Raw genomic sequence first — 24,938 nt, 5'->3', positions numbered from 1 at the left:
ACAGCTCGACGAGCATCACCGTCGCGTCGTGACCGGTCTGCCAGCAGAAAGCGATGACGAGTTGACGACAGAGGTGGTGTCGCTCGAGGAGGCCGTTCGATCGGCCGTCGAGCAGGGACACGCGGAACTGACGCACCTGGATGACATAACGGACGACCTGATCGGCGCATTTACGCAAGGGCAACGCGTCGCACCGTCCTCGTCTGACTTGATCACCCGACTGGACAGATTCACTCGTGGGTTCCCGGGGGAACTGCGACGTCATCTCGATCGTGAGCGTGAGTCACTCGGGTCGTTCAACATCGCGTTCTTCGGACGCACCGGCGTCGGAAAGAGCACCCTGCTGTCGGCGTTCGGCCAGCTCGACGGGGAGTATGTTTCACCGGGTGTCAGCGATTGGACCACCGAGGTGCGTCCAATCGAGTGGCGGGATTGCCGGCTGTTCGACACACCCGGGATTAACGGCTGGGGACGGACCGAGAGCCGGGACGATCTCGAGGCCAAAGCCCGTGAGGCAGTCGAGATCGCCGACATCGTGCTTCTGTGCTTCGACAACCAATCTCAGCAGGAGATGGAGTTCGAGAAGATCGCCGCCTGGATCCGCGACCACGGAAAGCCGGTGGTGGCTGTCCTCAACGTCCGCAACTCGCGTTGGCGCCACCCCGCGAAAGTTCCCGAGGCTGGCCGCAGGAATCTGTCCGGATCGGTTCGCCAGCACGCCGACAACATCCGGACCCAGCTTGTACAGATCGGATTGCCCGACACCCCGGTCGTCGCGATCCACAGCCGACGGGCCTTGTTGGCGCGCGCCACGACTCCCTTCCGTGGCCCAGCCTCGGAAGCCTTCCACCTTGAACGCGAGGAATTCGGGACGGACTACCACGATCGTTGGTCGAACTTCGGGACGCTGGAGCGCCTGATAGTCACCTCGATTGCGGAAGGCAGCGCCGATCTCCGGTTGACCGCGCTGCGCGAGGACGTCCGATCACGGTGCCGCCGAGGGGTCGGCGAACTCGAGGACCTGGCGGTCGAGATCGAGCAGGAGGCGGAGTCCCTCGAACGCGGGGTCGAGTCGCTGTTCGCCGTGTTGGGCTATCCGGAAGACGCTGAACGTGCCGAGTGGCTGCACGATGCGGCTCTCAGCGCGGATCTGGTCGACATGTCCGAGCGGGCGCGGAACCGCCCGTACACGTTGCCGACCAAAGGGGCATTGGACCGCTTCGTCCGGCACCTCGCTGCCTCGCACCTTGCGGGATGCCGCCGACAGGCGAAGGCCAACGCGGATGATCTGATCCGGAGGGCATTCGACGAGCACACAGCGATCGACGAGTCGACGTTCACGAAGGCTGTGTTCGATCAAGGTGCCATTTCCGCTGCGGCGGAAGCCGTCTGGGCGGATTACCGGGCGTTCCTGCAGCGTGAGCTTGAAGTCGCGGTGGACCATAAGTCCCTCGACAACGGGACGGCGGTATCGCACGCCGCGATGATCCTCGGCGACGAGGGCGGCGGTGTGGCGGGTGATGTCGTCAGGGGGGCGGGCATCGCGGTCGCCCTTGCGGGACCTGCGCTGGCCCTCTTTTGGAACCCCGCGGGTTGGGTACTGGGCGTGGCTGTCGCGGGTGTCGGGATCGCAGGACAGCTCCAGCAGCATTTCGGCAAGAAGATGAGCCGGCAGGAGTCGGAACGAGCTCGAGAAGCGAAGGCTCAGGCAATTGCAGACTGCCATCGCGCTGTGGATCAGACCTTCGTCGATTACGAGGATGCCCTCGTCCGCGAGAGCCGGGAAGCGGCGTGGAGGTTGTTCGCTCCAGCGGCCGGTGATTGGCTCCGCGCTGCGATCGAGTTTCGCATGGCGCGCAGCCGGATCGGGCGGTTGGTCGACAGCCTGCAGACCTACGCCGGTTCGATCAAACCCGCACCCGCTGTGACCGACGTCCTGCTGCGGGCGCAGCGTCGGATGGGGGGATCCCCGGCCGAGGTGACCCGGGCCTTGTTGGGCGAGGACTGGCTCGAGTCTGGCGTCGACCGCCAGCCGGCGCAGATCGACCATGCTGTTTACGAGGCGTACTCGAGTCGCCGGGAGGAGGACCGTAGCCGGCTGATGCGCGCGATGGCTGCGGCGTGGAGCGCACCGTCGACGGCAAACATTCATTCGTGGCGAGACGACCTCGAGGACGCGGCCCGACGCGACCCGGCGCTGTTCGATATCGCACGAACCTTCTGGCGCGTCGACGGGGCAAGGCCAGCTCTTGCCGTTCTCGGTGACTACAACTCGGGAAAGTCGTCGTTGATCCGTCGGATCATGGTGGAAGGCGGCCAGCAACCGCACGCAGCGTTCGACATCCGGGCGTTGCCCGCGACCGCAGCCGCGATCCGCTACCAGTTGCCCCGGTTTGATTTCGTGGACACACCGGGCTTGCAGAGTGGACATGACCAGCACGACTCCGCCGCACTTGAGGCGATCGCCGAGGCTGCTCTCGTGTTCGTCGTCGTCCACATTAATCTACTGGTCGGCAATACCTCGATACTGGAAGAGCTCTCGCGCGGCTCGGAGATGATTGCCGCAAAAGGAGGGCGGATGGTGTTCCTCGTCAATCGGTGCGACGAACTGGGCGTGGATCCGCTGACTGCACCCGGGGCATTTCTCAACCTGCAGGACCGCAAATGCGAAGAACTGCATACAGCTTTCGCCGCTCGTTCCATCAAAGTCGAGATCGATAGGATCCACTGCTTGTCCGGCGATCCGTTCGGCTTGGTGGGAGGCGATGCAACGGCAAAACCCGGTGATTTCGACGAGAATCGGCTATGGGACGGCGTGGCCGCGTTGACGAGCGCCATATCAGGACTCTCCGACGAGCAGCTGTCCGCTGCAGCGTCGTCGGCCGCCTTCGATGCGGCGGTCACCGCTCTCAAGCGCCACCAGCACACACTTCACCAGGTACAGGTCGACGGCACGAAAGACTTGCGTCTCTCGGAACCGGTGATCGCTACCCTCCGGGCGGCCGTGAACGACGCCGTGGTCCTCAAAGGTTCACTGCGAGAAGACGCCCGCCTTATGGTTGACCGCCACTTGGTAGCGACGAAATCCGCAGTCGCGAAACTCTATCGGAAGGACGGCCAGAAGCTGGAGAACCTCGTCGACTCCTGGTGGAAGGCCCCGCAGTTCGAAGCTGATCTTGAACGGTACCTTGCCGACGCGGCACGCAAACTGGACGAGTGGTACAGCGACCATATATCAGCAATCGTACGCGAGATGCGCGCTGCTGAGTTCCAGGTGAAACTCGAGTTCGCGGCAGAATTCAAGGCGCAGGGAAACGCCTGGTACGAGGATCTGACCGAGGGCGCCGGCAACGTCGCAGGAGCCGCAGCGCGGCTTGCGAAAGCCCTTGGAAATCGGAACGCGGTCTACGTGATCGGCAAGCAGTTTGGCCACAAGTTCAAGCCGTGGGGTGCGGTGAAGGGCGGCGCCAAGGTTGCCAAGGCCGGGGTCATTCTCGGGGTCATAGCTGCCGCGGTGGATACCTTTACGATGGCTAATGACATTCAAAAGGCTGGGCAATACAAGAACCAGCAGGAGGCGGCGTTGAAGTTGATCGACGAAGCGGCTTCCGGGATCGTCGAAGAGATCGTGCATGGTGGGCACGGAGAAGGTCCCGTCGGATACCTCGAACAGCGGACTAGGGAGCTCGAGACATTGCTCGACGAGCACCTCGATCTCGAATCGTCGATCAGGGAACGGATGGACTCGGCGAAAGTGCGGGCCGAGGTGGTCGAGACCTTGATCGCGACCGCGGACGAATTGATCGGAACAACGGGGAGAAACGAGTAACAATGGTCTACATCGATGCAGTGCGGGACTGGCTGGGGCGACTTCCAGGCGGATCGTTGGTCGGGCGGTACGTCGACGGCTGGGACGCGTTCGAGAAGTTGGACAGACCGGTCGTGACCCTCTTCGGTTCCTACGACACCGGCAAGAGTTCCCTGCTCCGCCGGCTGCTCGTCGATTCGGGCGGCGATGTTCCCGGCTGGCTCACGATCAGCGCACGCCATGAAACCTTCGAGGTCAACGACGCCGAGGTCGGTGGGTGCATAATTCGCGACACTCCCGGATTCGCGATCGGTGCGTCCGACATTCGTGCACAGAGCAATTCGCGCCGAGCGATGGCGGCGGTCGGACTAACGGACGTCGGCATTGCGGTACTGACTCCTCAGTTGGCGACTGCCGAACGTGACGTGCTTCAGAAACTGTTCACGCAGGGATGGCCGGTAGGGACGATGTGGTTCGTCATCTCGCGGTTCGACGAGGCAGGTGTGGACCCAGAGTACGACCTTGCGGAGTACAGGGAACTGAGTGATCGCAAGGTTCGCGAGTTGCGAGAACTGTTCGAATTGGACGACAGGGTACCGGTATTCGTTGTCTCGCAGGACCCGTTCCAGACGGCAGGGCCGGATACACATCTCAGCCGAGAGACCTGGGATGACTTCCGTGGCTGGGACGGCATGAGGGACCTTGCGGATGCTTTCGAGGCGGTGTCCCCTTCGGCACTGCCCGGATGGCGACATAGGGCCGAGCAACGGTACTGGACAGCGGTCCTGGACGAAACCGTGACCGAACTTCGGAGGCAACTGTCGGACTACACGGCACGCGCCGAAGTAGCTGCCAGTGGCGTCGCTCGCCGCGACGTATGGGAGAGAGAACTCGACACTCTCGATCGAGCCGCCCAAGCCAGCCTCGACGGTCTCGTCGAAGAGGTGATGCGGCGGTCGTGGGAGCCGAGTTCCGGCGCCAACGAACTTCAGGCCGAGATTCAGCGCACGCTCGACGAGTGGTTCACCAAGCACGAGGTCCGCCTCCAACGGTTGCAGCAATCAATCCGCAAGACCAAGGAGCGAGAGCGCGCCCGACCCTCCTGGGCAGGCTTTGCTTCGCTGGTCGCCACACTCGGGTCCGGGGAGGATGCCTACACGACCCCGGCGGGGCCCGGCGGTGTCGCAGAACATGTCGAGACGGTCGGGACCATGTTGATCGGTATGTTGAAGGCCGCGAACAACACACCTGGGCAGATCGCCAGCGGGAAGGCCGGTTCGGCGAAGGCGGCTCGGGACCTGGCGCGGCCCATCGGCATCGCGGAAGCCGCGCTTCCCCTCGCCGTCTACCTGGCGAAAGTCGTCGATGAGCAGGGAACGGAGCGCGCGCGCCAGAACCATGACAAGGCGGCGGCCGAGAAGCGACAGCAGGTCGTCACTGAGTGCACGCAGCGCGCTCGTTACACCTGGCAGCCGTTCGTCGACGACGTGCGTGAAGCGATCGTCGCGGAGACGAGAGACCAGGTCGATCTCGACGCGCGCCTGCGCCAACTCGTCGAGCAACTGCAAGAGGCTTTGGTGGAAGGCGAGAGTCTCTTTCGAGCGGGTACCGTGCTGCTGCTCGAGACAGAGGCATAGCGAGTCGGGCCACTGTGGGCCGACTTCGAGGAACAGGTCATCAGCGGGTCTTCGTAGTCAGCGGGGGTGCGGCCACGCGGGATGCTCCTCCCCGTCGGACCTCCGCCGCTCCATGAAGTGAATTACTTGCCCGTGCTGCGCTGGTAGAGCCAGATGGCATGATCCAGTTCCCAGGGAGTGCAGCCGATGATCTGCGCTGCAGCAGTCAGCAGTGTGCGGCCCTCAGACACGCCCATAGGACGCTTCAGAACGTGGGCCAGCCAGTTCAGAACCATACGGTCCGGCTTGATGCCTGTGTCGTCGCCGGCAAGCATCCACAGGTAGCTGAGCCGGACCCCGTGGGCGCCATGGCCCGGCACCTGGGCCAGCGCCTTCTCCACCCTGGCGAGGCGATTGTCGTCGGCCAGCAGTGCATCAACGTCGATGAGGAGATCCACGCCATGGCCCACGAGGATGCGCGCATAGTCCACGGCCGCCTCGGCCTTGAGGATGCCGCCCCTCGGAGACGTGCGTCCACAGTTGTTGAGGACGGCGGTCAGGGCGGGCATGTCCGCAGCACACTCCACGAACCGGGACAGCGGCTCCTCCCCACCGGGGTGCTCGGTGCCGCGCGGGTACAGCCGTTGCTCAAGTCTCATATGATCGGCGTATCTGCGGCAAACGTTCACGACGCCTGAGTAATGGGCGTTGATCGAGAAGACCGCGTCGAGCACACACAGCGACAGATGAGCCCACCGCTTCAGCCCGGACTCCGGTCCGCACCGGACGATGTCCAGCCGCTTGGCGGCCAAGACGACCGCCTTGATGTCCTGCTCCTCCACGTTGCTCCCCCTGGTCAGTTCCCCTACCGGTGCGGGCCGACTCGTCCGGCACTGCACGGCGGCGTGTCATGCACTCGCGCGGACCGGGAGGCAGTCTCGCTTCGGATGACGGTCTGTCGACGCTACCATCAGCGCCCTGGAGGACGGTGAGAGGGCGCGCGGTTGAGATTGTCGCTGGCGTACAGGTCCAAAGCAGTGGCTGCCGCTTCCGCGGCATGTTCCGGACGGTCGGCGGTCAGGTGGAGTTCAGCGGTAGCCCTCAGCGCGTCGGCTTCCTCGACCGCAGCCAGGCCCTCCTCGTTCCGCTCCAGCGCTCCCAGCCACTTGGAGAGGTCGTTCAGGCTGGCGGCGAGGTCGGGTAGGAGTGCGACGGTACTACCTCCGGGGCGTATATGCATCCCAACAATAACTTGCATGTGCATACTCTCGGGGGGTGATCTTGCGACTCGCGGGAACCTCAACATCAATTAGCCCTGTTGTGGCTGGTCAAAGGATCTCGTGAACGTCCCACAAGTGCTGGACATGATGGCCAGGGCCTCGACCGTACGGTCGAGGCCCTTTGCGTGTGCGCGTGTCCTTGTCCGCGAGACCGGGTCGGCCGGCCGCCGTTCAGGCCGCAATGCGGAACGTGTCGTCGAGCCAGTCGTAGACGCGGGCCAGGGTCAGGCGCATCGCGCCGGGGTGGCAGTGGGCGCCCGCGCCTTCCTCGGCGGTGAACACCATGAGGGTCTTGGCGCAGGTCAGGTGGTCGTAGAGCTGCTCCGGCTGCCCCTTGAAGAACTCGTCCTCGGCGGCGTCGCACACGAGGGTGGGGCACTGGATCCGCTCGGCGATGCCGTCCCGGAGCGTGTAGTCGAGGTAGGAGGCGTTGAAGGCGCGGGGGGTGCTGACGCCCATGACGTACATGCCGTGGTTGATCGCCCAGCGTGCGGTGGCGTCCTTGGTCATGATCCGCTCGTAGGCGGCGTCGAGTTCGGGGGCGGTGTCGGCGCGCAGGAGACGTTCGGCTTCGGCGCGGTCGCCGGGGACGTTGCGGACCGATGTCTGCCCGAGGTCGTACAGGCCGTCGAGGGTGATCAGCGCGGCGAGGCGGTGCTCGAAGGCCGCCGCCCGCGGCGCGAGCAGGCCGCCCATGCTGGCGCCGAGCAGCGCTATGCGGCCGCGGTCGACCTCGGGGAGCGTCTCGGCGAAGTCGATCACGGGGGTGATGACGTTCTCCCAGTCGGGGCGGAAGACGAGGTCCTGGTGGTGGCGGGGCCCGGGCTGGCCGGGGCCGTCGAAGGTGAGCACGGTGTAACCGCGTTCGACGGCGGCCAGCGCCCCGAAGAAGTGCATCTCCTCCGCGGTGCCGTCGAAACCGTTGTGCATGATCACGGTCGGGCGGGGGGTGCCGGTGGTGTCGGCCCGGTAGAGGTAGCCGGGCAGGGTGGTGTCCTCGTAGGGGATGCGGACCGGTTCGATGACCGGGGTGAACAGTGCCGCCGCTGCCTGGAAGCAGGCCACGCTGCGGTCGTAGGCGTGGTCGTGTCGCGGGTCGCAGGGGTGGCCGTGGAGGAAGAACTCCGCCGAGCGGTAGTAGTTGGAGGCCCGCAGGAACCCGTCCCGGGCGCTGACCGGGTGCCCGGCGGCCAGGGCCTTCTCGGCCTCGGCGGCGACCCGGTCGGCCGTGGCCAGCCACTCGTCGTGCCAGCTGTCGTAGTCGCCCTCGGTGATGCGCGTGCTGGTGGAGACCACCTCGCCGAAGTCGGCGCCGCCGTAGGCGATGTGACTCATCGACCGCAGGGTCTCGTACCAGAACTGGGAGTTGTCCGGGAACAGCAGGTTCGTCATGGCAGCCTCCTCGTCGCCGTAAGCACAGATCTGTGCTTACGGCGACGACTGTAGCCCCTTCCGGCGTCGCGAAGCAAATATCTGTGCTTACGATGGGGGAGTGACTTCGAAGGAACCGACCGCGCGCGTCCGCAAGAGCCCCGAACAGGTCCGTTCGGCCGTCCATGAGGCGGTCATCGACCTGCTGTCCGATCCCGACGGCGCCGAGATCACCGTCCCGGCGATCGCTCAGCGCGCCGGGGTCAACCACACCAGCGTCTACCGGCGTTGGGGGAGCCGTGAGGCCGTGCTGGCCGACGTGGTCACCACCCGCCTCGAACGCGACTCGCCGCTGAAGGACACCGGCAGCCTGCGCGGGGACCTCATCGCCTGGGTGGAGGCGGGGGTCGCGAGCATCCGCACACCGGAAGGCCGCCTCCTCGTGCGCGCCCTCGCCCTGTCCATGCCCGGCAGCACCACCGCGCAGGCGGAACGCGTCCAGCACTTCCGGCGCCGTATCGCCTCCATCGAGGCCATCCGGGAACGGGCCGCGGCCCGCGGCGAGACCCCGCCGGCCGTGGAGGAGATGCTGGACCAGCTCCTCGCCCCGCTCTATGTACGGGCGATCTTCGGCATCGACCCGCCGGCCTCCGGCTACCCCGAACTCCTCGTGGACAGACTGCTCGGCGCCACGGAAGCGCCGGGCGCGGCGGGATGAGCGCGCTTCCTTTCCCGAACTCTTCCGGCTGTGAACCAGTTCCTTCCGAAAATGTCCCCGGACCGATGCAACCTGGCCGTGCGCCCGTGCGTATAGGAGGCGATACCGCACCTCACACGGGGGAAACTCATGTACGTGGAACGTTCGGCCGGCCGGACCGCCGGCCGGCTCGGCGCCGCCTTCCTGGCGGGCGCCGCTCTGCTCTCGGCCGTCGGGTGCTCGACGGACGCGGGCACCGGTCTTCGTTCGTCCGCCGCCACACCGAGCGCCGCGGCGCATCCCAAGGCCGCGGGGGACAAGAACGGCGGAAGGGGCGAGACGCCCGCCGCGCCTACCGCACCGCCCGCCCCGTCGATGCCGGAACCCGCCGTCCTCGCGCGGGCGACCGTGCACGTGCCCGACCGGCAGACCGTCGGCGTCGGCATGCCGATATCCGTCACCTTCCCGCGGCCGGTGCCCGTCGCCGAGCGCGCGGCCGTGGAGAGCTGGCTGCGCGTGCGTACCTCCTCCGGCACCACCGGAGCCTGGAGCTGGGTGCGGGACCACAACCTCCTGGACGGGCAGCGCGTCGACTTCCGCCCCGGCACCACCTACTGGCGGCCCGGCACGAAGGTCAGCCTCCGCGTCGGCTCGCACGGCGTCCGCCACTTCACCGTGGGCCGGTCCCTCGTCGCCACGGTCGACACGACGACGGACATGATGACCGTCGACACCGGCGGGAAGAAGAGCCGCATCCCGATCACCGCGGGGAAGCCGGGGCGGGACACCTGGAACGGGACGATGGTCGTCATGGACAAGCAGCCCAAGGTGCTCATGGACTCCCGCACCGTGGGCATGGGCCCGAACGACACCTACCACGGCTACTACTACTGGGCCCTGCACCTGACGACGTCGGGGACCTATGTGCACCAGAACCCGCACGCGGACACCGCCGCCGGCCACAGCAACGTCACCCACGGCTGCGTCGGACTGGCCACGACGACGGCCAAGGACTTCTACGACCAGGTGATGGTCGGTGACGTCATCAAGGTCACCGGGGCGCACAAGCCCGTGGTCGCCGCCGGCAACGGCTACGGCGACTGGAACCTCGGCTGGAAGCGCTGGCTCGAGCACAGCGCCACCGGCGCCACCCCCACCGCATGACCCCGGCCGCGGCGGCGCTGCGTCACGAGCCCCGCGCCGCGAGAAGAGAGCACGACAGCGTGACCGAGGACGAGTTCGACCTCTTCTACACGGCGGCCTACCCGCGCCTGGTCGGCCAGCTGTACGCCCTGACGGGCGACCACGCCGAGGCCCAGGACGTCGTCCAGGAGGCGTTCATACGCGCCTGGGACCGGCGGGCCTCCGTCCTGAACGGCGAACGAGACCCAGAGGCGTGGATCCGTACGGTGGCTCACCGGCTCGCGATGAGCCGCTGGCGGCGGGCACGCCACTGGTGGCAGCTGGTCCGGGGCGACCACGCGGCGCGGCCGGTGCCCGAACCGGGCCCGGATCACGTGGCGTTGGTCGCGGCTCTGCGGCGTCTGCCGGAGGCCCAGCGCACCGCGATCGTGCTGCACCACCTGTGCGATCTGAGTGTGGAGCAGACGGCCGCCGAGACCGGTGCGGCCGTCGGCACCGTCAAGGCGCGCCTGTCCCGCGGCCGAACCGCGCTCGCCACCCACCTCGTGAGCGACGCACCGCACCCGACGGAGGAAGCCTGTGCCTGAACAGCAGCCCTCGCAGATGGGGAAGCCTGTGCCCGAACAGCAGTCCCCGCAGATGGGGACGTCCGTGCCCGAACAGCAGTCCCCGCAGATGGGGACGTCCGTGCCCGAACAGCAGCCCCCGCAGATGGGGATGTCCCGGCCTGAACAGCAGCCCCCGCAGAGCCTGTCCGAGGCGGATCTGTCCGCCCGGCTCCACCACCTGGCCGCACACGGCACGGCGCCGGTCCCGGCCACGGGCGCACAGGTCAGGAGCCGGGCGGTACGCCGGCGCCGCAACCGGCGTACCGCACTCGCCGCCACCGTGCTCGGGGCGGCGGCCGTCACCGTGGTCACCACCGGCGTGCTCGGCTCTCCGGCCGAACCGTCCGGGCCGGACGCCCCGCCCGCGGCCTCCCTGTCCCGCACCCCCACGCCCACCCCGTCCCGGGCGCCCGCGCAGCGGGTGACGGTCGATCTGGACTCCTACACCCTGACCCTCGGGGGCAAGACCTTCCCCATCGGCAAGCCGTCGGAGAACTGCCCGATCGGGGAGACGGAGGTCACGGTCACCGCGAAGTACCCCTCCCTTCCCCAGCCACCTGACCGGATGACCAAGCACGTGCTGGTCCTGCGCTGGGTCGTCGCCTTCACCGACCGCAGTCACCATCAGCGGATGCTGACGTTCGCACTCAACCCCGACGCCGGTCTCAACGCCATCGGCAACGAGTTCGAGGACGGCGCCATCTCCCTCTCGCCCCACGACGGGAAGTGGGTCTACGACACCATCCGGCTGGGCGCCCATGTGGAGATCAAGGGCCGTCAGGGCGCGAGCGCGGACCCGGATTCCGTCTGCCTCGAACGCCGGCCCATCACCCGCGACCACTGACCGCCCACAACTCCTCACCGTCCGCCCCATTGTGCGGCCTCCGCCGGGCCCTTACTGTTCGACTTTGCCTGAGTCTGTTTGAAGTTGGGCGATCGAACGGTCGGGGAGGCCAAAGTGCACAAAGTCCAAGGCGGTTCCGGGAGTCCGAGACCCCGCCGCCGTCCGAGGTGGCGGCCCGTCCTCGCGGCGGCCGCGACCCTCGCGCTGTCCGCGGGCATGACGGCACCGGCCGTCGCGGGACAGCTCGTCACGGGACAGCTCGTCGCGGGCCAGGCCGGCGCGGGGCAGGCCGCCGGTCCGCCGGCGGCGTCCTCGTCGGCGCCCGGCCCAGGGGCGCACAAGGTGAGCTTCGACGGCTACTCGTTCCTCGTGGACGGCAAGCGCACCTACCTGTGGTCCGGCGAGTTCCACTACTTCCGGCTGCCGAGCCCGGACCTGTGGCGCGACATCTTCCAGAAGATGAAGGCCGCCGGCTTCAACTCCACCTCGCTGTACTTCGACTGGGGATACCACTCGCCCAAGCCGGGCGTGTACGACTTCAGCGGGGTGCGCGACGTCGACGAACTGCTGGACATGGCCCAGGAGGCGGGGCTGTACGTGATCGCCCGTGCGGCGCCGTACATCAACGCCGAGGTGGACGGCGGCGGGCTGCCCGGCTGGCTGACCACCAAGGCGGGGCACAACCGCAGCGACGACCCGGAGTTCCTGAAGTACGCCGACGAGTGGCTGACCCGGATCGACCGGATCATCGCGCGCCACCAGCTGACCAACGGCACCGGCTCGGTCATCGCCTACCAGGTCGAGAACGAGTACTACAACGGCTCGGCGGCCGGCCACTCCTACATGAAGCACCTGGAGGACAAGGCCCGCGCCGACGGCATCACCGTCCCGCTGACCGGCAACAACAACGGCACCTTCAACTCCGGCACCGGCGCCCTCGACGTCGACGGCCCGGACTCCTACCCGCAGGGCTTCAACTGCTCCAACCCCTCGCAGTGGCGCGGCGTCCCGGACATCAGCTACGACCACCCGGCCGGACGGCCGCTGTACACACCGGAGTTCCAGGGCGGCGCCTTCGACCCCTGGGGCGGGCCCGGCTACGACAAGTGCGCGCAGCTGATCAACGACAAGTTCGCGAACGTGTTCTACAAGCAGAACATCGCCGTCGGCGCGACCGCGCAGAGCTTCTACATGACCTACGGCGGCACCAACTGGGGCTGGCTGGGCATGCCGCAGAACTACACGTCGTACGACTACGGCGCGGCGATCCGCGAGAACCGGCAGCTCGACCCGAAGTACTACGAGGACAAGCTGATCGGATACTTCACGCAGGCGGTCGCCCCGCTCACCAAGACCGACCCGATCAAGGCCGTGTCGCCGGACGACACGGCGATCGTCGACACCGCCCGGATGAACCCGGACACCGGTACCCAGTTCCACGTCCTGCGGCACGCCGACTCCACGTCCACGTCCGTCGACAAGACCCACATCTCGCTGGACTTCAACGCCAAGCCGTCCTCGGACACCAGCTACACCTGGGACGACCCCGACCCGGCGCTGCACTACAGCGGCTCCTGGTCGCACGTCGCCGACCAGAGCTACACCAGCGGCGACTACCGGCACACCGAGTCCTTCTCCAACAAGGCCGGTGACTCCGTCACCGTCCCGTTCGACGGCACCGCCGTCCGCTGGATCGGCTCGAAGACGAACAACCACGGCTACGCCGACGTGTATATCGACGGCACCAAAGTGTCGACCGTCGACGATTCCGGCAGCGAGAACCAGGCGGTGATCTTCCAGAAGACCGGCCTGGCCGCCGGGTCGCACGAACTGAAGATCGTCGTCAGCGGCCGGCACAGTGAGGCGTCGACCGACGACTTCGTGTCCGTCGACGCCGTGGACGTCCCGGCCGCCGACGCCGCCACGCCGACCTACCCGGTCGTCCCGCAGCAGCCGGGCACCGCGATCACGCTCGACGGACGCGACTCGCACGTGATCGTGGCCGACTACCGCCTCGGCGACAGCGACCTGCGCTACTCCACCTCGGAGATCATGACCCACGCCACCATCGGCGACCGCGACATCGCCGTCCTCTACGGCGACGAGGGCAGCGACGGCGAGACTGTCCTGCACTACTCCGCCAAGCCGACCGTGACGACCAGCGGCGGCTCCGCGGTCACCACCACCTGGGACGCGAAGTCCGGCGATCTGCGGCTGAACTACACGCACAAGGGCCTGACCCGCATCAGCGTCACCGGCGGCGGAGCCCGCCCCCTGCTGCTCCTCGCCGGCGACAAGGACACCGCCAAGACGTTCTGGCGCCAGGACACGGCGACCGGCCCGGTGCTCGTGCGCGGCACCCATCTGCTGCGCACCGCGACCAGCCTGGACGGCGGCCGTACCGTCGCCCTTACCGGCGACAACGCCGACGACAAGAACATAGAGGTGTTCACCGCGGCCGACCACGTCACCTGGAACGGCCGCGCACTCGACACGAGGGCCACCGGCACGGGCAGCCGCACCGGGCACATACCGGTCGCCGCCCCCGTCCGCCTGCCGGCCCTGACCGACTGGAAGCACGCCGACGAATCCCCGGAAGCCGCCCCCGGATTCGACGACTCGCGCTGGCAGGTCGCCGACAAGACGACTACGAACAGTTCCTCCGGCGTCAACACGCCGCCCGTGCTCTACGCCGACGACTACGGCTTCCACACCGGCAACACCTGGTACCGCGGCCGCTTCCACACCACCGGCAAGGAGAAGGGCGTCCACCTCGTCTCGGACTCGGGCGGCAAGGCGCAGGCGTTCTCCGCCTGGCTCAACGGCACCTTCCTGGGCAGCTCCACGACCGGCAGCGCCGACCTCACCTTCCCGGACGGCTCGGTCAAGGCCCAGGGCGACAACATCCTCTCCGTGCTCACGGTGAACATGGGGCACGAGGAGGACTACAACGCGAGCAACGGCAACAAGGCCGCGCGCGGACTGACCAGCGCCTCCCTCACCGGAGCCCCGCTCACCCCGGTCACCTGGCGGCTGCAGGGCGTCCGCGGCGGTGAGGACCTCCAGGACCCGGTGCGCGGCCCGCTCTCCACGGGCGGCCTGTACGGCGAGCGGGCCGGCTGGTCCCTGCCCGGCTACCCCGACGGCACCTGGAAGCCCGTGTCCCTGCCCGCCACCGACACCCGCCCCGGCGTGTCGTGGTACCGCACCGACGCGAACCTGCACCTGCCGCAGGGCCAGGACACCTCGCTCGGCCTGACCTTCACCGACGACCCGTCCCGCAAGTACCGCGCCACTATCTTCGTCAACGGCTGGCAGGTCGGCAACTACGTCAACTACCTCGGCCCGCAGCACACCTTCCCCGTGCCCGACGGCATCCTGAACCCGCACGGCCACAACAGCATCGCCATCGCCGTGTGGAACCTCGACGGCAGCACCGGCGGACTCGGCAAGGTGTCGCTCACCGACTACGGCAGCTACGCCTCGTCCCTGCGGGTCGCCCAGAACGACAGCCCGCGCTACGACCGCACGAAGTACGCGATGCCCAAGCGGCCCGGCGTTGGTGTCACCCTGGACGTGCCCAACACCGTGGAGCCGGGGCACGCCTTCACGGCGGCGACGACCGTGCGGGTGCCGGAGCACGGGGCGACCGCCTCCGGCCTGGCCGCCTCGCTCGCCACGCCCGACGGCTGGACCGTGAAGGCGACGAGCCCCACCGCGGTACGGCGCCTGCGCCCGGGCGACTCGGCGACCTTCACCTGGCAGGTCCAGCCCCCGGCCGCGGACCTGCCCGCCGCCTCCGCCCTCACCACCGGCGTGCGCTACACGCAGCGAGGACGGCAGGCCACCGGTGTCGACGAACGCATCGTCGGCGGTATCCCGCCCGCCCCGAAGGACGGGCAGAACGCCGTCGGCGACCTGCCGTTCCTGTCGTCCACCAACGGCTGGGGACCGGTCGAACGCGACAGCAGCGTCGGCGAGAACGCGGCCGGTGACGGCCGTACGATCACCATCGCCGGCGTACGCCACGCCAAGGGCCTCGGCACCAACTCGGTCAGCGACGTCCAGTTCTACCTGGGCGGACGGTGCACGCGGTTCACGGCCGACGTCGGCGTCGACGACGAGACCGGCGGCGCGGGAACCGTGACGTTCTCCGTGATCGCCGACGGCCGGACCCTGGTCACCACGCCGACACTCCGCGGCAAGCAGGGCGCGGTGCCGGTCGACGTCGACGTCACCGGCGCCCAGGTGATCGACCTCAGGGTCGGTGACGCCGGCGACGGCAACGGAAACGACCACGGCGACTGGGCGACGCCCACGCTGACCTGCGGAGCGTAACGGAAGGACGGCGGTTTCGGTCAGCAGCGCGGAAGGACGGCGGTTCCGGTCAGCCGGACGTCTTGTTCAGCCGGACGTCTCGTTCAGCGCCGGCCGGCCGGACCGCTTGCGCCGCAGGCCGGTCAGTGCCGCCCACACCACCGCCGCCAGGGGAATGGCACCCGAGGCGATGACCTGGCCCTGGCTGCTGATCAGGGAGTTGGGGGTGCCGAGCAGATAGCCGAGACCGATGCAGCTGCGGGACAGCGCCTGGAAGCACGCCCAGGCGTTGCCCTGCACCTCGGCGGGCACATGGTCGTGCACCGCGTTGCGCAGGCCGACGTTGCAGGCGCCGTTGCCGAAGCCGGCCACCAGGAACAGCGGGAAGACCAGGCCGGCCAAGGGCACCAGCCCGACGGTCAGCAGACCCAGCGAGATGCCCAGGACCCCGCCCAGGATCAGTGTCCGGTGCCGCTGTGCCCATTCCGCGCGGCCCGCGAGCAGCGCTCCCGGCACCGAGCCCAGCGCCCAGGTCGCGAGGAAGAGGCCGTAGACCGTGTCGTTGCCGCTCGCGATGCCCCGCAGGTAGAAGACGCCCGCGACCCCCTCGATGCTGGTCGCCAGGATCACCGCCGCCATGGCCGGCATCAGCGGGCCGAGGCCGGGCGTGTGCCGCAGGGCCCGGTAGCCGTCCGACAGTTTCGACGTCGGCCGCCGGCCGATCGCCACGTCCATCGAACGCGGCACGGCCCGCATCGTGCACCCGGCGAGGATCAGGAACGACACCGCGTCCGCGCCGAGCAGGACCGCCGTACCGGACACCGAGTGCAGGAAGCCCGCGAGCGCCGGGCCGATCAGGCTGGCGAGTGACATGCCCGCCGTCAGCAGGCTGTTGGCCCGGCCCGTCCGCTCCGTGCCCGCCACGGCCGGCAGGATCTTGAAGGCGGCGGCCACCGAGGCCACCCCGGCCAGACCGGACAGGGCGATGAGCGCCACCCGGACGTGGAACGTCGGAATCGCCGTGGCGGCACCGAGCGCGAACGACTGCAGGAGCAGGGCCGCCAGGCACACCGGCCGCGCGCTGAACCGGTCCACCACCGCGCCGAGCAGCGGCGCGGCGACGACCGTGGGCAGCAGCTCGGCCAGCAGGACCTCGGTCACACCCCAGTGAATGCCCTTGTCCGCGGCGTTGAGGACCAGCCCCAGCGAGGCGAGGGAGTCGCCGATGCGGGAGAAGACGGTGCCCGCGATCAATATCAGGGCGGCGCCGGGAAGCGTCGAATTCGGGCGCAGCGCGGCGAACGTCGTCTTCCGTCTCTTTTGCGTGTCCAATCGAGTCCGATCCGATCCACTGGTCGTGTACATGCACGCTGCTCGCCCAACAGATTAGGCCCGTCCGTTAAGAGAGTGGATGCCCACCGGCCATCCGGACACACCGTCTCCACCGATACGACAGCTCGCGCACGCGCGCGCGAGCCGACCCGCTTTCTCGCCACCCGCGGGACACCGTCGGCGATCCACCGCGATCCACGCGCGTTCGCCAGGTACGGCCCGCACCGCGCGAACGGCGTTCCAGGGGCCGCGGTCGACCGGGCGGGCCCGCCGGGAAATCCAGCCTCTCAGGCGGAACATACGACGGTTTTCAGCCAGGAATGGGGTCTGGTGGAACTCGCGCCGCCGTCCTGCTTGCCCGTGACCGGCGGTCGTACACAGGGACGCAATGTCGGCCACATGAATGTCCGGAAAAGAGTGAACGGCCGAAGAGCCGCGCCCGTCGGGCGAATCCCGCCGCGAACTCCATTTCCCCTTCGGGGTGAATCGCCACTGAACCCCGGAAAACAACGGAAAGCCGGTAAACGTCCGTTAACGGTGCTGGGGCGTCAACGACGCCTGTAGGTGGGCGCGGTGGTCGCGGTGGGCGCGGCCGGCGCGCCGGGAAAACCACGTGCCCGGCGGCGATCACCGTGCCTAGACTCGCCCTGCGTCCGGCGCCGCCCCCGCGGCGGGGCCCGTCGTGCGCACCGACCCGTCCGACGTCCGAGGGGAGCCGACCGTGCGTGAGCACACCGCCGTCGCCACTCCCCGCGCCCGGTACGAGGTGATCCTGGTGTCCTCGGCCGGCCGGTGCCCGCTGCGCGGCCGGCACCGGACCCCGTGACGCCCCGCTGACGTCCCCGGCACCACCACCTCCGGCGCACCCCGCCGACCGGTGTGCCGTCATGTCCGCCCGCCTCACGGGCCATCGCGCCGCCCTTTTTCGCCGCACCTTCCTGAAAGGCACGGGCCGTGCGCAATCCGACGCACCCGAACGTCACCGACTCCCTCGCCACCGTCCGCAACCTGGGCATCCTCGCCCACGTCGACGCCGGCAAGACCACCGTCACCGAGCGGATCCTGTATATGACGGGCACCACCCACAAGCGCGGCGAGGTCCACGACGGCACCACCGTCACCGACTTCGACCCCCAGGAACGCGACCGCGGCATCACCATCTTCGCCGCCGCGGTGAGCTGTGCCTGGGACGGCCACCGCGTCAACCTCATCGACACCCCCGGCCACGTCGACTTCGCCGACGAGGTCGAGCGCTCGCTGCGCGTCCTCGACGGCGCGATCGCCGTGTTCGACGCCGTCGCCGGCGTGGAGCCGCAGAGCGAGTCGGTGTGGCGGCAGGCCGACCGGCACGGTGTGCCGAGGATCGCCTTCGTCAACAAGCTGGACCGGGCGGGCGCCGATCTCGACCGGGCCGTCGCCTCCATCCGGGAGCGACTGCACCCGGCGCCGCTCGTCGTCCAGCTGCCGATCGGCGCCGAGGACGGCTTCACCGGCGTGGTCGACCTGGTGGAGATGCGCGCGCTCGTCTGGGCCGACGGCGAGAGCACGGCCGTCCGGGGGCCGATTCCCGAGGAGCTGAGGGTCGAGGCGTGGCGGCGACGGCGCGCGCTGGAGGAAGCGGTGGCGGAGCTGCATCCGGCGGCGCTGGAGGAATTCTGTATGCGATCGACGGAATCCGGTGCACAGTCACCGGCATCCGGCCCGCACGCAACTCCCTCTGCACCGGCCGCCGCCGCGCTCGCCCTGTCCGCCTCCACCCTCCGCGCCGCACTGCGCGACCTCACCCGGACCGGTGACGGCGTCGTCGTCCTCTGCGGCTCGGCCTACCGCAACCGCGGCATCGAGCCGCTGCTGGACGCGGTCGTCGCCTATCTGCCGTCCCCGCTCGACGTGCCCGCCGTACGCGGGATCCACGACGGCGACGAGGTGCGGCGGCCGGCCGATCCGGCGGCGCCGTTCGCCGCGCTCGCGTTCAAGGTGAACGCGAGCGCCACCGGACGCCTGACCTGTCTGCGCGTCTACTCCGGCACGATCGAGAAGGGAGACACCGTGTGGGACCCGGTCGCCCGCCGCACCGAACGCGTCGCGCGGATCCTGCGGCTCATGGCAGACCGGCACGTGCGGCTGGACCGCGCGGTCGCCGGGGACATCGTCGCCGTCGCCGGCCCGAAGTCAGCCCGTGCCGGCTCGACCCTGTGCGACCCCGGCGCCCCGCTGGTGCTGGAGCCGCCCGTGGTCGCCGACCCGGTGGTGTCCGTCGCGGTCGAGGCCCGGCGCGGTGTGGACACCGGCCGGCTGGCGACGGCGCTCGCGCGACTGGCGGAGGAGGACCCCTCCCTGGTGGTGCGCACCGACGCCGAGACCGGTCAGACCGTGCTGTCCGGGATGGGGGAACTGCACCTGGAGGTCGCGGTGGAGAAGATCCGCCGCGACGGCGGACCGGAGGTCACCGTGGGACGCCCGCGGGTCTCGTACCGCGAGACCGTCGTGCGCGGGGTGCGCGGCCTGGTCTTCCGGCACGTCAAACAGGACGGCGGAGCGGGCCAGTTCGCCCATGTGGTCCTCGACGTGGAGCCGCTCGGGGACGAGGTGGGCGGCACCGGGTTCGCGTTCACGTCCGCCGTGGTCGGGGGCCGGGTGCCGCAGGAGTACGTCCGCGCGGTGGAGGCCGGCTGCCGGGACGCCCTCGCCGAGGGTCCGCTCGGCGGGCACCCGGTGACGGGGCTGCGGGTCACCCTGACCGACGGGTCCACGCATGTGAAGGACTCCTCGGAGATGGCGTTCCGCACCGCGGGCCGGCTCGGCCTGCGCGAGGCGCTGCGGGCCTGCGCCACGTCGTGCTCGAACCGGTGACCGAGGTGACGGTCACCGTGCCCGAGGACGCGGTCGGCGGCGTGCTCGGTGACCTGTCGGCCCGCCGCGGCCGGGTCACCGGCTCGCGGACGCGCGGCGGTGCGGCGGTGCTGACCGCGACCGTGCCGCTGGCCGAACTGTTCGGCTACGCCACGCGGTTGCGCAGCCGCACCCAGGGCCGGGGCACGTTCACCACCCGCCCCGCGGGGTACACCCCGGCCCGCGTGCCGGAGCAGACCCGGTAGCCGTAGCCATAGCCGTAACCGGGCGGCCGCCGCCGTTCGCACCCCGCGCCCACCCGGGCGCGGGGTGCGAACGGCATCGTGCCGGGTTTGCCGGGGCTCCCCGCCGCTCACCTCTGCCGTATCCCTTGACGGCCACCCCCAAGAACGATTAACTCACGTCCTAAATTAAGCCATGAGGGCGTTGGGGGAGGTCGGCCGGGTGCCGGATCCGTACAGAGCGGCCCTCGGGGTTCTCGACTCCCGGAAAGGGACACCAGGAGCCATGCGCAGTATCCGAGCCGCGGCCACAGGCGCCGTCACCCTCTCTCTCGCCCTCGTGGCCACGGCCTGCGGCGGCGGTTCGTCCACCGGGGGCGGGTCCAACGACTCCCCGAAGACGCTCACGTACTGGGCCTCCAACCAGGGTGCCAGCATCGCCGTTGACAAGAAGGTCCTCCAGCCCGAACTGGACAAGTTCCAGAAGAAGTACGGCGTCAAGGTGAAGCTGGAGGTCGTGCCCTGGTCGGACCTGCTGAACCGGATCCTGACCGCGACCACCTCCGGCCAGGGGCCCGACGTCCTCAACATCGGCAACACCTGGAGCGCCTCCCTCCAGGCCACCGGCGCCCTGCTGCCCTGGGACAGCGAGAACTTCGGCAAGATAGGCGGCAAGGACCGCTTCGTCGACTCCCCGCTCGGCTCGACCGGAGCGCAGGGCAAGGACCCGGCGGCCGTCCCGCTGTACTCGATGGCGTACGCCCTCTACTACAACAAGAAGATCTTCGCCGACGCCGGCATCGCCAAACCCCCGGTCACCTGGGACGAGTTGATCGCCGACGGCAAGAAGATCAAGGCCGGCGGCAAGACGGTACTCGGTGCCGAGGGCGCGAACGTCTCGGAGAACATCCACCACGTCTTCGTCTTCGCCAAGCAGCACGGCGCGGACTTCTTCACCGGCGACGGCAAGCCCGACTTCACCAACCCCAAGGTGGTCGACGCCGTCAAGGGCTACGTCGACCTGATGGCCACGGACAAGGTCATCCCGACCGGCGACGCCGAGTACGCGCAGAACCAGTCCGTCAGCGACTTCGCCAAGGGCAAGCAGGCCATGCTGCTGTGGCAGTCCGCCCCCGCCAACCTCAAGTCCCAGGGCATGAGCGAGGACGCCTACGGCATCGCCCCGGTGCCCGTCCGGTCGGGCACCCCAGGCACCGGCACGCAGACCAACTCCATGGTCGCCGGCATCAACATCGCCGTGTTCCGCAACACCCACAACCTCGACGGCGCCACGAACTTCGTGAAGTTCATGACCAGCGACGCCGAACAGAAGATCCTCAACAAGGCCTATAGCTCCATCCCGCCGGTCAAGTCCGCGCAAGGCGACCCGGCGTTCAACACCCCGGCGAACGCCGTCCTGAAGAACACCCTCGCCACCAGCGCGGCCCCCCTGCCCCAGGTGCCCGCCGAGTCGCAGTTCGAGACGACGGTCGGCACGGCGGTCAAGGAACTCTTCGCCGACGCGGCCGCCGGACGCGCGGTGACCACCGCCTCCGTCAAGGCCAAGCTGGAGAAGGCCCAGCAGCAGATGCCGGCGGCGTGAGAAAGACGATGACGACCACCGCACTGAAGGAACCGGTGCGCGCGACCACCCCCGGGGCGGCGGGTGAATCCCGCCGCCGCCCCGGGCGGCTGCGCCGCGTCTCGCTGCCGTACCTGCTGCTCCTGCCCGCCCTGCTCCTCGAACTCCTCGTACATCTCGTGCCGATGGTCATCGGCGTCGTGATGAGCTTCAGGGAACTCACCCAGTTCTACATCCGCGACTGGGGCACCGCCCCCTGGACCGGCCTCGGCAACTACAAGGTGTCGGTGGACTTCGACGCCCCCGTCGGTCAGGCCCTGCTCCACTCGTTCTTCGTCACCGTCGGCTTCACTCTCCTGTCGGTCGCGCTGTGCTGGCTGATCGGCACCGCCGCCGCGGTCTTCATGCAGGACACGTTCCGCGGCCGCGGCCTGCTCCGCGCGCTGTTCCTGGTGCCGTACGCGCTGCCCGTCTACGCGGCCGTCATCACCTGGGTGTTCATGTTCCAGCACGACAACGGCCTGGTGAACCACGTCCTGCACGACCAGCTGCACCTCACCGACCAGCGCTCGTTCTGGCTGATCGGCGACAACAGCTTCTACGCCCTGCTCGTCGTCTCGGTGTGGAAGGGCTGGCCGTTCGCCTTCCTCATCGTGATGGCCGGCCTGCAGAACATCCCGCGCGAGCTGTACGAGGCGGCGGCGCTGGACGGCGCCGGGATGTGGCAGCAGATCCGCCGCATCACCCTGCCGTCGCTGCGTCCGGTCAACCAGGTCCTGGTCCTCGTGCTGTTCCTGTGGACGTTCAACGACTTCAACACGCCGTTCGTCCTCTTCGGCCGGGCCGCCCCCGAGGCAGCCGACCTGATCTCCGTGCACATCTACCAGGCGTCGTTCGTCACCTGGAACTTCGGCACCGGCTCCGCCATGTCGGTCCTGCTGCTGCTCTTCCTCCTCGTCGTGACCGGTGTCTACCTCCTGCTCACCTCACGCGGACGGAGGACGTCCGATGTCTAGCCCCGACTCGCCCATGGCGCCACCGCGTTCGTTCCTGTGGTCCCGCCGGATCTTCCTCACGCTCCTCACCGGGTTCGTGCTGATCCCGGTGTACGTGATGATCTCCAGCTCGCTGAAGCCGCTGGCGGACGTCACCGGACAGTTCCGCTGGCTGCCCAGCGGCCTGACGATCCGGCCGTACATCGACATCTGGTCGACGGTCCCGCTCGCCCGCTACTTCGTGAACTCGCTGATCGTGGCGGGCGCGGCGACGCTTCTCTCCGTCGTCATCGCCGTGTTCGCGGCGTACGCCGTCAGCCGCTACGACTTCCGGGGCAGACGCGTCTTCACGGTGACCGTCCTGTCGACGCAGATGTTCCCCGGCATCCTCTTCCTCCTGCCGCTGTTCCTCCTCTACGTCAACATCGGCAACGCCACCGGCATCGCCCTGTTCGGCTCCCGCGGCGGCCTGATCCTCACCTATCTCACGTTCTCCCTGCCCTTCTCGATCTGGATGCTGATCGGCTACTTCGACTCGGTGCCGCGCGACCTGGACGAGGCCGCCCTCGTCGACGGCTGCGGCCCGCTCGGCGCGCTGTTCAAGGTGGTCGTCCCGGCCGCGGTCCCCGGCATCGTCGCGGTCGCCGTCTACGCCTTCATGACCGCGTGGGGAGAAGTCCTCTTCGCGTCCGTCATGACCAACGACACCACCCGCACCCTCGCCGTCGGCCTGCAGGGATACTCCACCCTCAACAACGTCTACTGGAACCAGATCATGGCCGCCTCGCTGGTCGTCAGCGTGCCCGTGGTCGCCGGATTCCTGCTCCTCCAGCGCTATCTCGTCGCGGGTCTGACGGCGGGCGCCGTCAAGTGACCCCCACCCCTGATCCCGAAGGGACTCCCGTGTCCGCACGCATCGACCTCGCCGCACTCCCGCACGACTTCCTGTGGGGCACGGCCACAGCGGCGTACCAGATCGAGGGGGCCGTCGCCGAGGACGGCCGTACACCCTCGATCTGGGACACCTTCTCCCACACCCCGGGGAAGACCGCGAACGGCGACACCGGTGACGTCGCCTGCGACCACTACCACCGCTGGCGCGAGGACATCGGCCTCATGCGCCGGCTCGGCGTCAACGCCTACCGCATGTCCGTCGCCTGGCCCCGCGTGATCCCGGGCGGCACCGGCCCGGTGAACCCCAAGGGCCTCGACTTCTACGACAAACTGGTGGACGCCCTCTTCCAGGCGGGCATCACCCCGTCCGTCACCCTCTACCACTGGGACCTCCCGCAGGTCCTCCAGGACCGCGGCGGCTGGCCCGAGCGCGACACGGCGTCCGCGTTCGCCGAGTACGCCGCGCGGGTCGCCGCCCGCCTGGGGGACCGCGTCAAGCTCTGGGCCACCCTCAACGAGCCGTCCTGCTCGGCCTGGATCGGCCACCTGGAGGGCACGATGGCCCCCGGCCTGACCGACCTCACGGCCGCCGTCCGCGCCTCCTACCACCTGCTCCTCGGCCACGGCCTCGCCACCCGGGCGATCCGCGCCGCCGCCCCGGACGCGCAGGTCGGCATCGTCAACAACCTCTCCACCGTCCACCCCGCCACCGACCGCCCCGAGGACCACGCGGCCGCCCGCCGCCACGACGGCCACGTCAACCGCTGGTGGCTGGACCCGGTGCACGGGCGAGGCTTCCCCACCGACATGCTGGACACGTATGGCGTCGAACTCCCGTATCGCACAGGCGACCTGGAAACGATTGCGTCCCCCCTGGACTGGCTGGGCCTGAACTACTACTTCCCGGCCCACGTCAGCGACGACCCGGCCGGCCCCGCCCCCCACGTCCGCTCCGTGCGCCGCCCGGACGTCCCCCGTACCGGCATGGACTGGGAGATCGACGCCACCGGCATCGAGACCCTCCTGCTCCGCCTCACCGAGGAGTACGGCGCCCGCAGGATCTACGTCACCGAGAACGGCTCCGCCTTCCCCGACGTCGTCCACCCCTACGGCACCGTCAACGACCCCGAACGCCAGGACTACCTGGAACGCCACCTCGCCGCCTGCGCCTCCGCCGCCCGCAGGGGCGCGCCCCTCGCCGGCTACTTCGCCTGGTCCCTCCTCGACAACTTCGAATGGGCCTACGGCTACGCCAAGCGCTTCGGCCTCGTCCACGTCGACTACCCCACCCAGACCCGCACCATCAAGTCCAGTGGCCACCGCTACGCCGACATCGTCCGAGTCCACCGCGCCCAGACCCGCCGAGCCGCCTGAGCC

At 68.9% G+C, this 24,938-nt stretch carries 14 protein-coding genes and 1 pseudogene; 12 read left to right on the top strand and 3 right to left on the bottom strand.

Going from position 1 to position 24,938, the window contains the following annotated elements; translation table 11 throughout:
• The first annotated feature begins 28 nt into the window (after positions 1-28).
• Together DBP14_RS04010 and DBP14_RS04005 are read left to right on the top strand one after the other, a co-directional pair.
• A complete protein-coding gene (locus DBP14_RS04010; protein ID WP_164992247.1) occupies positions 29-3,829 on the top strand; it encodes a GTPase in 3,801 nt (1,266 codons plus the stop codon).
• 2 nt (positions 3,830-3,831) lie between these two features.
• Entirely contained in the window at positions 3,832-5,445 is a 1,614-nt protein-coding gene (locus tag DBP14_RS04005; protein WP_129305664.1) for a GTPase domain-containing protein, read from the top strand.
• 122 nt (positions 5,446-5,567) lie between these two features.
• Here DBP14_RS04005 and DBP14_RS04000 read toward each other — a convergent pair whose 3' ends face one another.
• Both DBP14_RS04000 and DBP14_RS03995 read right to left on the bottom strand, forming a co-directional pair.
• Positions 5,568-6,266 (bottom strand): hypothetical protein, encoded by a 699-nt coding sequence (locus DBP14_RS04000; protein WP_129305663.1) that lies wholly within the window; start codon positions 6,264-6,266, stop codon positions 5,568-5,570.
• Positions 6,267-6,875: 609 nt separating this feature from the next.
• On the bottom strand, positions 6,876-8,096 hold the full coding sequence (locus tag DBP14_RS03995; protein ID WP_129305662.1) for an alpha/beta fold hydrolase: 1,221 nt from the start codon (positions 8,094-8,096) through the stop codon (positions 6,876-6,878).
• A gap of 100 nt (positions 8,097-8,196) precedes the next feature.
• Between DBP14_RS03995 and DBP14_RS03990 the strand changes: the two genes are divergently transcribed.
• The 5 genes from DBP14_RS03990 (at position 8,197) to DBP14_RS03970 (ending at position 15,705) form a co-directional block, all read left to right on the top strand.
• Positions 8,197-8,793: a TetR/AcrR family transcriptional regulator gene (locus DBP14_RS03990; RefSeq protein ID WP_129305661.1), complete on the top strand. Its 597-nt coding sequence runs from the start codon at positions 8,197-8,199 to the stop codon at positions 8,791-8,793.
• Positions 8,794-8,928: 135 nt separating this feature from the next.
• Positions 8,929-9,936, top strand: coding sequence for a L,D-transpeptidase (locus DBP14_RS03985; RefSeq protein WP_241740793.1), 1,008 nt, complete (start codon positions 8,929-8,931; stop codon positions 9,934-9,936).
• A gap of 59 nt (positions 9,937-9,995) precedes the next feature.
• A complete protein-coding gene (locus tag DBP14_RS03980) occupies positions 9,996-10,502 on the top strand; it encodes a SigE family RNA polymerase sigma factor (protein WP_241741165.1) in 507 nt (168 codons plus the stop codon).
• Entirely contained in the window at positions 10,495-11,367 is an 873-nt protein-coding gene (locus DBP14_RS03975; protein ID WP_129305658.1) for a hypothetical protein, read from the top strand. The genes DBP14_RS03980 and DBP14_RS03975 overlap by 8 nt, the downstream gene beginning before the upstream one ends.
• A gap of 114 nt (positions 11,368-11,481) precedes the next feature.
• A complete protein-coding gene (locus tag DBP14_RS03970) occupies positions 11,482-15,705 on the top strand; it encodes a beta-galactosidase (RefSeq protein WP_129305657.1) in 4,224 nt (1,407 codons plus the stop codon).
• A gap of 66 nt (positions 15,706-15,771) precedes the next feature.
• Here the strand turns inward: DBP14_RS03970 and DBP14_RS03965 are convergent, their stop codons facing one another.
• A complete protein-coding gene (locus DBP14_RS03965; RefSeq protein WP_164992246.1) occupies positions 15,772-17,016 on the bottom strand; it encodes an MFS transporter in 1,245 nt (414 codons plus the stop codon).
• A 954-nt stretch (positions 17,017-17,970) separates the two neighbouring features.
• On the opposite strand from DBP14_RS03965, the pseudogene DBP14_RS03960 reads away from it, so the two are divergent.
• The 5 genes and pseudogenes from DBP14_RS03960 to DBP14_RS03940 all read left to right on the top strand — a co-directional run bounded on the left by DBP14_RS03960 (position 17,971) and on the right by DBP14_RS03940 (position 24,935).
• Positions 17,971-20,114: pseudogene (locus tag DBP14_RS03960) on the top strand (elongation factor G).
• 262 nt (positions 20,115-20,376) lie between these two features.
• Positions 20,377-21,693, top strand: a complete 1,317-nt coding sequence (locus DBP14_RS03955) for a sugar ABC transporter substrate-binding protein (protein ID WP_129305655.1) — start codon at positions 20,377-20,379, stop codon at positions 21,691-21,693.
• An 8-nt stretch (positions 21,694-21,701) separates the two neighbouring features.
• Entirely contained in the window at positions 21,702-22,688 is a 987-nt protein-coding gene (locus tag DBP14_RS03950; protein ID WP_129305654.1) for a sugar ABC transporter permease, read from the top strand.
• 13 nt (positions 22,689-22,701) lie between these two features.
• Positions 22,702-23,541: a carbohydrate ABC transporter permease gene (locus DBP14_RS03945; protein ID WP_129311664.1), complete on the top strand. Its 840-nt coding sequence runs from the start codon at positions 22,702-22,704 to the stop codon at positions 23,539-23,541.
• 29 nt (positions 23,542-23,570) lie between these two features.
• Positions 23,571-24,935, top strand: a complete 1,365-nt coding sequence (locus DBP14_RS03940; RefSeq protein ID WP_129305653.1) for a GH1 family beta-glucosidase — start codon at positions 23,571-23,573, stop codon at positions 24,933-24,935.
• Positions 24,936-24,938: the final 3 nt, after the last annotated feature.

Origin of the sequence: Streptomyces sp. L2 (genome assembly GCF_004124325.1) — a bacterium.
Taxonomy (GTDB): Bacteria; Actinomycetota; Actinomycetes; order Streptomycetales; family Streptomycetaceae; genus Streptomyces.
The sequence above is the reverse complement of the archived record's forward strand: the minus strand, read 5'-3'. Positions and strand labels throughout refer to the sequence as shown.